The organism is Acidisoma sp., from assembly GCF_035492295.1.
GTDB lineage: Bacteria > Pseudomonadota > Alphaproteobacteria > Acetobacterales > Acetobacteraceae > Acidisoma.
Window position 1 is genome coordinate 1 of record NZ_DATJJK010000193.1, and the last position, 8956, is coordinate 8956.

Genomic DNA, 8956 nt, shown 5'->3' on the forward strand with positions numbered 1-8956 from the left:
CCGACATGTCGGTCTCCGACCGCAGCCTGATCTGGAACTCCGACCTCGTCGAGGCGCTGGAGCTGCAGAACCTGATGGGGAGTGCGATGACCACGATGGTCGGCGCGGAGGCCCGGCACGAAAGCCGCGGCGCCCAGGCGCATGACGATTTCCCCGAGCGTGACGATGCGAACTGGATGAAGCACACGCTCGCCTGGTGCGATGCCGATGGCGCGGTGCGCCTCGACTATCGTCCGGTAAAAATGCAGACCCTGACGAACGAAGTCTCGGTCTTCCCGCCTCAGAAGCGCGTTTACTGATCACGCGCTGACCGGAGCCTGGCACATGGCAGAATTCACACTTCCGAAGAACAGCAAGGTGGGGGAAGGCCGGCGGTATCCCGCCCCGGCAGGCGCCACCCGGGTTCAGGAGTTCCGCATCTATCGCTGGAACCCCGATGACGAAAAGAACCCGCATGTCGACATCTACGAGATCGATCTCGATGCCTGCGGCCCGATGGTGCTGGACGCGTTGATCAAGATCAAGAACGAGGTCGACAGTTCGCTGACTTTCCGCCGCTCCTGCCGCGAAGGCATCTGTGGCTCCTGCGCCATGAACATCGACGGCACCAATACACTCGCCTGCCTCAAGCCGATCGAGGATGTGCGGGGCGCGGTGAAGATCAATCCGCTGCCGCATATGCCGGTGGTGAAGGATCTCGTGCCCGATCTGACGCAGGCCTATGCGCAGTATCGCTCGATCGAGCCCTGGCTGCAGTCCGAAACGCCGCCGCCGCCGGATGGCGAGCGTCTGCAGAGCGTGGAGGAGCGCGCCAAGCTCGACGGCATGTGGGAATGCATTCTCTGCTTCTGCTGCACCACGAGCTGCCCGAGCTATTGGTGGAACGGGGACCGCTACCTCGGCCCCGCCGTGCTGCTCGCCGCCTATCGCTGGATCGCGGACAGCCGGGACGAGCACAAGGGCGAGCGCCTGGATGCGCTGGAGGACCCGTTCAAACTCTACCGCTGCCATACCATCATGAATTGTGCCGAGACCTGTCCCAAGGGGCTGAACCCGGCCAAGGCGATCGGCGAAATCAAGAAGCTCATGGTGCAGCGGCAGGGCTGAAGCCCGAAAGGATCGCTGTCCGCTCATGTTCAAGGGTGACATCGAGACGACGCGCGGCCGCATGGCCGCGTGGTCGGATTCCCTTTTTGTGGATCATTCGGTCTTTCGCCTCGTCTGGTCGAACTGGTCGGAGGTGGCCCCCGGCCGCCTTTATCGCTGCAACCACCCGACCGCCTGGCGGATCGCGGCGGCCCAGCGCCGCCTTGGCATCAAGACCGTCATCAATCTGCGCGGGCATCGTGCCTGCGGTTCAGACGCCCTGTCCCGCGAGGCGGCGGCGAAGCTGGGCTTGCGCCATATCGACATGGCCTTCGAAAGCCGTGGCGCCCCGCATCGCGACCGTATCCTGCGCTTCTACGACATTTGCCAGACACTCGTGGAACCCGCCCTCATGCACTGCAAGTCGGGCGCGGACCGTACCGGCCTCGCCGCGGGGCTCTTCCTCATCTTCAATGGCGGCAGTAGCAGGGACGCGCTGAACCAGCTTTCCTGGCGCTTCGGCCATTGGAGCCGCTCGCGCACCGGCATCCTGGACGCTTTCTTCTTGCGCTACGCCGACGAGGCCGAGGGCCGCATCTCGTTCCTGGACTGGGTGAAATCGGAATATGATGAAGTTGCCTTGAAGAAGGACTTCATCGCCGGAGGATTGTCCTCCTTCGTGGTTGATCGCGTGCTGCGGCGCGAATAAACCCCGCCTTGGCTGCCGCAGGGGCAGCGTCTGCCGCATCCCGGCGACAGGACCTGCCCGACACATGGAAGACTTCGCACTTACGAACCTCGCCTCCGATCTGAGGCCTCCGGCGCTCCGTCTTGCGGCCGGCAGCATCGTGGTCGGGCTCGTCGTGCTCGCCCTGAAGGGGGCGGCCTGGTGGATCACGGGCAGTGCTGCGCTCTATTCGGACGCGTTGGAGACGGTGGTGAACGTTGTCACCGCCGCCGTCGCCTTCTGGACGCTACGGATCGCCGCCCGACCGGCGGACCACGATCACCCCTACGGCCATGACAAGGCGGAGTTCTTCTCCGCGGTGGTCGAGGCGGTGCTTATCCTGGTGGCCGCCGCCTCGATCCTGCATCACGTCTGGCTCAATTTTCAGATTGGCACGGTGCTCAGGACACCGCTCACCGGCATGGGCGTGAATCTGGTCGCGACCGTCATCAATGGCGCCTGGGCCTGGTTTCTGCTCGGGCAGGGCAGGGCGATGCGCTCGCCTGCACTGACCGCCGATGCCAAGCATTTGGGCACGGACGTCATCACCTCCTCAGGTATCCTTGTTGGTCTTCTGCTCGTGGTGGCGACCGGCGTCCTTTGGCTCGATTCCGCACTGGCTGCGCTGACGGCGGTCTATATCCTCTGGACGGGCATCCAGATGCTCAGGCAGTCACTGAGCGGGTTGATGGACGCGGCACCCGATGCCGACACCCTGCAGCGCATTCGCCACACCGTGAGCCAGCATGCCGAGGGCGCGCTGGAGGCGCATGATCTCCGCACCCGCCAGGCCGGGCGCCTCACGTTCCTGCAGTTCCATCTCGTGGTGCCCGGCGGCATGACCGTCGAGGAGGCCCATAACATCTGCGATCGGATAGAAGAGGCCCTGAAGGCGGAGATGGAGGGGCTCGTCGTCACCATCCATGTCGAGCCCGAGCGCAAGGCAAAACATACGGGCGTCATCGTTCTATAAGCGGGCCGCCGCCACAATTCAGGCGGCGGCGCCATCCCGCGACCATCAAGCCGCAATCTTCTCGCCGCGGCGATCCTCTAATCGACATCAGAGAGATCGTGGCACCGGCGCGCGGCCGCTTCACGTCCGCGTGCGGCAAGCGGTGCTCCTGGGGCGAACAACTATTTGTTCTGCATCGGAACGGTCACGCAAGTGAAGAGGATGAGATGATGCGTATCAAGATTGCGACCTTCGCGGCGCTGGGCGGCCTTACCCTGCTGGGCGCCTGCACGGACCCTTATAGTCCTGGCCAGCGGGCGATCGGGGGGGCGGCCATCGGTGCCGGTTCCGGCGCGCTGATTGGCGCCGCCGCCGGCGGCGGCCAGGGCGCGGGTATCGGCGCGCTGGTGGGTGGCGCCGCCGGTGCGGCGGTCGGTGCGGCGACGACGCCGCAGCGACCCTATTACCAGAACGGTTACTACTACCGCTGACCTGATCTGATCGGTTCAGATTGAATTGCCGGAGCAATTCATCTGAACCGTGAGGCTCTAGAGCCGGATCGGGGTGAGTGCGGGCCTGCCCTGATGGGAGGCGATGGCGGCAATGCGTCCGCCATCGCGCGCCGAGATCATCATGAGATCGCCGGGTGCGAGCATATCCGCCGCGTCGGCGAAGAAATCATCGTCCGCGACATGGTCGAGCGGGTCGGTTCCGGCACGATAGTGCCAGAGGGTAAAGCCGTTCGCATAAGCCAAGACGCAGAGATTGCGGAGAGCGAAAGACATCGGTGCGGTCCTTCCCTGAGAACGAGGAATAGATTCCTTTGGTTTTGGGGAAATTAGGATATGATCCCCAAAGATCGAAGCGGCCATTCGAGTCGGTCCAGCGCCTCCCGCCAGACACGCCAATCGGCGCGCTCCATCGGATCGGCGCGATCCGGGGCGCGGCCGCGATGCGCCCAGAGCCGGAGGATGCGCACGTGATGCAGATCGATCCGCCGTCGCCGGTAAAGCGTGTCCAGACATTTGACGACCTCGATTGGGGTGCAAATCGCGCTCTCGCGCCGGTGTTGTCCCTCCGCCTCTTCGGCCAGGCGCCGGATCATCCAGAAAATGCAGGCCTCAGCGTCACGGAATGGCTGGCCGCGGCGTTTCGGTGTGTGATCCGATACCGCTGCCCGGTCCGGCGCTCAGGCGTTCGATGAAACGATCGCGCGCGCGCGCCTCAGGATCGGGAGCGGCAGGGAGTGCCGGTCCCGCGGGGGGAGTGTCGCTTGCTCTATCTGCATCGTAAGGGGGTCCATTGCTGGGGGTCACAGAGGACGCCGGCCGTTGTGGGTGACTGGGTCCGGATCGACCCGATCCGACGAAACGAAGGGAGTATTTCGTTTCGATAACGTTATCGTTAAGGCGTAGTCCTAAAGTTTGCAACCGAAAAATAGGGAAAGATTCTTATTTTGGTGGCGAATGGGATTTCTGGTTTTCAACTTCATGGGATAGCGATGCGGCACGAAGATATCTGGCGCGCGATCGACACACTGGCGGCGGAGCGCGGGCTGACAGCCTCCGGTCTTGCCCGGAGGGCAGGGCTCAACGCGACCACCTTCAACCAATCAAAGCGGCTGATGCCCGATGGCCGCGCCCGATGGCCGAGCACGGAGAGCGTCTCCAAGGTTCTCGGCGCGGCCGACGCGACGCTCGAGGAATTTGCAAGCCTCGTGCGCGGGGCCCGTGCCTTGCCGGCCGGCGGCGCGCGCCCCGCCATCCGCCGCCTGCCGATGATCTCCATCCATCAGGCAGCCCTTCCCGGCTTCTTCGACGAAGTTGGCAATCCCTCGGGCAAGGAATGGGACGAGGCCGGCCTGCCCGAAGTCTCCGATCCGCATGCCTATGCGCTGGAAGTCGGCGGGGACACGCTCGAACCCGTCTATCGTGACGGGGATCTCCTCATCGTCTCCCCGCTGGCGCCGATCCGCCGGGGAGATCGCGTCGTGCTGCGCGACCACAAGGGGCGGGTCATGGTCCGCCAGGTGGTCCGGCGCTCGCCGCGCGGCGTCGATGTGCGGTCGCTCAATCCGGCGCGAGCAGATATAAGGCTCGAGACGGAGGCGATCGCCTGGATGCACCGGATCGTCTGGGCCAGCCAATAGGGCGCGGTCGGTGCCCTCTGCCGGTCACATGAACGCAGGCCCGTCGATTCGATTGTTTACCGGAGCAGGACCGATCCCACATGCGTCGCATGAAGCGCCAGCAGATGGACATCACGCCCGACCTTCTTCTTCGCGCCTATCGCGTCGGGCTGTTTCCGATGGCCGAGGCACGGGACGATCATCGCCTCTACTGGCTCGACCCCGAGCAGCGCGGCGTGCTGCCTTTAAGCGGCTTCCATATGCCGCGCAGACTGCGCCGCACCGTGCTGGCGGGCCGCTACCGGGTGACGACGGATGTCGCTTTCGCGACTGTCGTTGCTGCCTGCGCCTCGCCCGCGCCACAGCGAAACGAGACCTGGATCAATCCCGTGATCGAGCGGCTTTTCACCGAGTTGCACGAGGCGGGGCACGCCCATAGCGTGGAATGCTGGGAGGGCGAGGAGATGGTGGGCGGTCTCTACGGCCTTGCCATCGGTGGCGCCTTTTTCGGCGAGAGCATGTTCTCCCGCGCGCGGGATGCCTCCAAGGTCGCTTTAGTACATCTTGTGGCACGGCTGCGCATGGGCGGCTTCACCCTGCTCGATACCCAGTTCGTGACCCAGCATCTGGCTCAGTTCGGCGCGGCGGAAGTCCCGCGCGATCTCTATCGCGGCTGGCTCGCCGAGGCGGTGGAGGTGCCGGCCGCCTGGCCGGAAAGGCCGGAAGGTAACGCGCTCAGGCGCGCCATCGAAGAGATGGGTGAGGAGAGAGAATGACGCTGACGACCAACCACTGCCGCCGCGCCGGCCCCCGCATAGGGGGGCGGAGCCTTGTCCGTACGGCTCTCAGCGGGGCGCTTCTGACAGGCATAGCTCTGCCCGCCATGGCCGCGGACTATCCGAGTGTCCAGCCGCAGCGGGACGTGACCGTCTCCTACGATCTCGACAGTTCGGCGACGGGGCCGATGCGTCTGCGCCTGATGGCGAGCCCCCAGATGCAGATCATGCGGATCGAATTGGGTGGAAACGGCGATTACCTCCTGCTCGACCAGGGGCAGGAGCGCGCACGGCTGGTCTCGCCGCAGAAGGGCCTGGACTTTGCGGTCCCCACCGAGGGATTTTTGCATCGTGACCTCGGCCCGGCTTCGGGCCTGCGCTTCCAGCGCGATGGCCATCGCCGCATCGCCGGCCTCAGCTGCACCGTGTGGAAGGTTTTGGGTCCCGACGGCGCCGGCGATGCCTGCGTGACGGAAGACGGCGTCGTCCTCGAAGGCCAGGGCCGCGGCTTCAGGCCCGACGATCAGGGCCGGGTACCGGCCGGTCATCTGATCGCGACCGCGGTCGACTATGCCCCCTTACCCCCCGCACTGTTCGTGGTGCCGCCGGGCCTGCAGGAAGTTGACCTGCCGCAGGCCCTGTTCCGCGCCATGGTTCCGGGATTGTCAGGATTGCCAGCGCCATGACTCAGCCATCCTCCGCCGAACCCGGGGCCCTCGGCCGCCCTGCGCGGCGCGCCTCCAAACGCCAGAGCGCGCCCTGGTTCACGGCCCCCTGGCGGGACCGCGCGGGTCGCGTCTCGCCGTTCAAGATCGCGGTGCTCGCAGGCTGCATCCTTCCCGCACTGTATATGACGGCGCAGTGGAGCACCGGCACCTTCACCGGCCGGCCGCTCAACCAGGCTATGCTGATGACCGGCGTCTGGGCGGTCTGGTTCCTGCTGCTCTCTCTTGCCGTAAGCCCCGCGCGATCGATCTTCGGCCTCGGCAAGCTCATTCAGGTGCGGCGCATGCTGGGCCTGGCGGCGGCGGCCTATACACTCGCCCATCTCGTCTTCTACGTGCTGATGGAGGGGGCGAACCTCCCCTTCGTGGTGAGCGAGATCATCAACCGCTTCTACCTCACCATCGGCTTCATCGCGGTGCTGGGCTTCGTTGCCCTCGCCGTAACCTCGACAGACGCTTCGATCCGCAGGCTCGGCGGGCGCTGGAAATGGCTGCACCGGCTGGTCTATCCGATCGCCGTGCTCTCGCTCTGGCATTTCTTTCTGACCCAGAAGATTGACGTCACGCTCGCCGTGCTGCCGACGGGCCTGTTTCTCTGGCTTATGCTCTGGCGCGGCCTGCCCCCGGTGATCGAGCGGCAACTGGTCAGCCTTTTTCTCCTCGCCCTGGCGGCGGGGGCGGCGACGATCGCGGTCGAATACGCTTGGTACGCGCTCGCGACCTTCGTGCCGGCGAGCCGGGTGCTGGATGCCAACTGGCATTTCGGCCCGCGCGGGCCGCGCCCCTCCTTCTGGGTGACGCTGGACGGTCTCGCCGTCTTCCTGGCCGCGCTCGTCTGGCGGTGGCTGCCGGGCCATGACAAAATCGGCGTCGCGCTCACGCGATAGGCGCAAAAAACCCGCCTCGCGGCGGGTTTTCTTCGGCCTTTCTCTGCGGCGGCAGAGCGTCAGGCGGCTTCCTTCTGGCCGATCAGCTTCTGTGCGATGAGGCTTTCCGCGATCTGCACCGCATTCAGCGCGGCGCCCTTGCGCAGATTGTCCGACACGCACCAGAAGGCGAGGCCGTTCTCGACCGTCGGGTCCTTGCGGATGCGGCTGACGAAGACATCGTCCTCGCCCGCGATCTCGGCCGGGGTCGCATAGCCGCCGTCCTCGCGGACATCGATGACGGTGACGCCCGGCGCGTCGCGCAGTGCGGCCCGCGCCTCGCCCGCCGTCACCGGCCGCTCGAACTCCACATGCACCGCCTCGGCATGGCCAATGAAGACCGGCACGCGCACGCAGGTCGCCATCACGGCGATCGCGGGGTCGAGGATCTTCTTCGTCTCCACCACCATCTTCCACTCTTCCTTGGTGGCGCCGTCATCCATGAAGACATCGATATGCGGGATGACGTTGAAGGCGATGTTCTTGGTGAACTGCTGCGGCGTCACCGGGTCGTTCACATAAAGAGCGCGGCTGTTGTTGAAGAGCTCGTCCATGCCCTCCTTGCCTGCGCCGGAGACCGACTGATAGGTCGCGACCGTCACGCGCTTGACGCGGAATTCGTCATGCAGCGGCTTCAGAGCCACGACCATCTGGATGGTCGAGCAGTTCGGATTGGCGATGATGCCCTTCTTGCGGAAGCCGGCCAGCGCCTCGGGGTTCACCTCGGGCACCACCAGCGGCACGTCCGGGTCCATGCGAAACTGGCTGGTATTGTCGATCACGATGCAGCCGGCGACGGCCGCACGCGGCGCGTGGATCGCCGAGACCGAGGCACCCGGGCTGAACAGCGCGATGTCCCAGCCATGGAAGTCGAATTTTTCCAGGCTCTGGGAGGTCAGCACCCGCTTTTCGCCGAAGGAAATCTGGGTGCCGACGGAACGGCCAGAAGCCACGGCAGCGATGTCGCTAATCGGAAAATCCCGCTCGGCCAGCGTTTTGAGGATTTCGCGTCCCACCGCTCCGGTGGCACCGACGACCGCGACCCGATAGCCCATCATCCTTGCTCCTGTTCCGCTCCCGCATATTGGGATGGTCGGTTCGGTTAGCGATTTAACGGCCGTATCACAAGAGAAGCCTCTGCCGGGCAGCCTCCCGATCGGCGATGGACAAGCCGCCGCCAGCAAGGTTAACGTTACACTAACGATATAAAAGAGGCGCGCATGGGGGTCGTTCGGGTCCAGAGCTTCGCCTTCTCCGGCATTCAGGCCGTGCCGGTGGAGGTGCAGGCCCAGGCCGCGAGCGGCCTGCCCGCCTTTCTCGTGGTCGGCCTGCCGGACAAGGCTGTAGGCGAGGCGCGGGAGAGGGTGCGCGCCGCACTCGCCGCGATGGGCCTCGCCTTGCCCCCCAAGCGGCTGTTGATCAACCTGGCTCCGGCCGATCTCCTGAAAGAGGGCAGCCATTTTGATCTGCCCATGGCGCTGGCCGTGCTCGGCACGATGGACATTCTGCCGCCCGAGGAACTGGCGGGCTTTGCGGCGCTCGGCGAATTGTCCCTCGCGGGAGACGTGGTACCGGTCGCCGGCATTCTGCCCGCGGCCATTTCAGCTGCGGAGCGAGAATGGGGGCTGATCTGCGC

Annotated in this window: 12 protein-coding genes and 1 pseudogene; 10 read left to right on the forward strand and 3 right to left on the reverse strand. The window is 65.3% G+C overall.

Annotation, left to right across the window (positions count from 1 at the left end; all coding sequences use genetic code 11):
- From VL752_RS14375 to VL752_RS14395, 5 genes and pseudogenes are all read left to right on the forward strand, one after another.
- A pseudogene (locus VL752_RS14375) lies at nucleotides 1-299 on the forward strand (succinate dehydrogenase/fumarate reductase flavoprotein subunit); the annotation flags it as partial.
- 25 nt (nucleotides 300-324) lie between these two features.
- Nucleotides 325-1107, forward strand: a complete 783-nt coding sequence (locus VL752_RS14380) for a succinate dehydrogenase iron-sulfur subunit (protein WP_325356431.1) — start codon at nucleotides 325-327, stop codon at nucleotides 1105-1107.
- A gap of 25 nt (nucleotides 1108-1132) precedes the next feature.
- Complete coding sequence (locus VL752_RS14385; protein WP_325356434.1) at nucleotides 1133-1795, forward strand: tyrosine-protein phosphatase; 663 nt, start codon at nucleotides 1133-1135, stop codon at nucleotides 1793-1795.
- A 64-nt stretch (nucleotides 1796-1859) separates the two neighbouring features.
- Entirely contained in the window at nucleotides 1860-2786 is a 927-nt protein-coding gene (locus tag VL752_RS14390; protein ID WP_325356436.1) for a cation diffusion facilitator family transporter, read from the forward strand.
- Nucleotides 2787-2992: 206 nt separating this feature from the next.
- Nucleotides 2993-3256, forward strand: a complete 264-nt coding sequence (locus tag VL752_RS14395; RefSeq protein WP_325356438.1) for a YMGG-like glycine zipper-containing protein — start codon at nucleotides 2993-2995, stop codon at nucleotides 3254-3256.
- A 57-nt stretch (nucleotides 3257-3313) separates the two neighbouring features.
- On the opposite strand, the gene VL752_RS14400 is transcribed toward VL752_RS14395, so the two are convergent.
- Entirely contained in the window at nucleotides 3314-3550 is a 237-nt protein-coding gene (locus VL752_RS14400; RefSeq protein WP_325356440.1) for a hypothetical protein, read from the reverse strand.
- A 53-nt stretch (nucleotides 3551-3603) separates the two neighbouring features.
- Entirely contained in the window at nucleotides 3604-3870 is a 267-nt protein-coding gene (locus VL752_RS14405; RefSeq protein WP_325356442.1) for a hypothetical protein, read from the reverse strand.
- A gap of 396 nt (nucleotides 3871-4266) precedes the next feature.
- Here VL752_RS14405 and VL752_RS14410 point away from each other — a divergent pair, with 396 nt between their 5' ends.
- From VL752_RS14410 to VL752_RS14425, 4 genes are all read left to right on the forward strand, one after another.
- Entirely contained in the window at nucleotides 4267-4914 is a 648-nt protein-coding gene (locus VL752_RS14410) for a S24 family peptidase (RefSeq protein ID WP_325356444.1), read from the forward strand.
- Nucleotides 4915-5003: 89 nt separating this feature from the next.
- The gene (aat, locus tag VL752_RS14415; protein ID WP_325356452.1) at nucleotides 5004-5669 is read left to right on the forward strand and encodes a leucyl/phenylalanyl-tRNA--protein transferase; all 666 of its coding nucleotides are present in this window, start codon (nucleotides 5004-5006) and stop codon (nucleotides 5667-5669) included.
- On the forward strand, nucleotides 5666-6355 hold the full coding sequence (locus tag VL752_RS14420) for a hypothetical protein (RefSeq protein WP_325356446.1): 690 nt from the start codon (nucleotides 5666-5668) through the stop codon (nucleotides 6353-6355). Before aat ends, VL752_RS14420 begins: the two co-directional genes overlap by 4 nt.
- Nucleotides 6352-7281 (forward strand): sulfite oxidase heme-binding subunit YedZ, encoded by a 930-nt coding sequence (locus VL752_RS14425; protein WP_325356448.1) that lies wholly within the window; start codon nucleotides 6352-6354, stop codon nucleotides 7279-7281. Before VL752_RS14420 ends, VL752_RS14425 begins: the two co-directional genes overlap by 4 nt.
- A gap of 59 nt (nucleotides 7282-7340) precedes the next feature.
- Here VL752_RS14425 and VL752_RS14430 read toward each other — a convergent pair whose 3' ends face one another.
- Entirely contained in the window at nucleotides 7341-8375 is a 1035-nt protein-coding gene (locus tag VL752_RS14430; RefSeq protein WP_325356454.1) for an aspartate-semialdehyde dehydrogenase, read from the reverse strand.
- Between the two features lie 165 nt (nucleotides 8376-8540).
- Between VL752_RS14430 and VL752_RS14435 the strand changes: the two genes are divergently transcribed.
- Nucleotides 8541-8956, forward strand: a 416-nt coding sequence (locus tag VL752_RS14435; RefSeq protein WP_325356450.1) for a magnesium chelatase domain-containing protein, incomplete at its 3' end; no start/stop codon positions are given.

Bases quoted from the DNA above. Each gene is read 5' to 3' on its own strand.
- VL752_RS14380 (WP_325356431.1), top strand. From the start codon at position 325: ATGGCAGAATTCACACTTCCGAAGAACAGCAAGGTGGGGGAAGGCCGG.
- VL752_RS14385 (WP_325356434.1), top strand. From the start codon at position 1,133: ATGTTCAAGGGTGACATCGAGACGACGCGCGGCCGCATGGCCGCGTGG.
- VL752_RS14390 (WP_325356436.1), top strand. From the start codon at position 1,860: ATGGAAGACTTCGCACTTACGAACCTCGCCTCCGATCTGAGGCCTCCG.
- VL752_RS14395 (WP_325356438.1), top strand. From the start codon at position 2,993: ATGATGCGTATCAAGATTGCGACCTTCGCGGCGCTGGGCGGCCTTACC.
- VL752_RS14400 (WP_325356440.1), bottom strand. From the start codon at position 3,550: ATGTCTTTCGCTCTCCGCAATCTCTGCGTCTTGGCTTATGCGAACGGC.
- VL752_RS14405 (WP_325356442.1), bottom strand. From the start codon at position 3,870: ATGATCCGGCGCCTGGCCGAAGAGGCGGAGGGACAACACCGGCGCGAG.
- VL752_RS14410 (WP_325356444.1), top strand. From the start codon at position 4,267: ATGCGGCACGAAGATATCTGGCGCGCGATCGACACACTGGCGGCGGAG.
- aat (WP_325356452.1), top strand. From the start codon at position 5,004: ATGAAGCGCCAGCAGATGGACATCACGCCCGACCTTCTTCTTCGCGCC.
- VL752_RS14420 (WP_325356446.1), top strand. From the start codon at position 5,666: ATGACGCTGACGACCAACCACTGCCGCCGCGCCGGCCCCCGCATAGGG.
- VL752_RS14425 (WP_325356448.1), top strand. From the start codon at position 6,352: ATGACTCAGCCATCCTCCGCCGAACCCGGGGCCCTCGGCCGCCCTGCG.
- VL752_RS14430 (WP_325356454.1), bottom strand. From the start codon at position 8,375: ATGGGCTATCGGGTCGCGGTCGTCGGTGCCACCGGAGCGGTGGGACGC.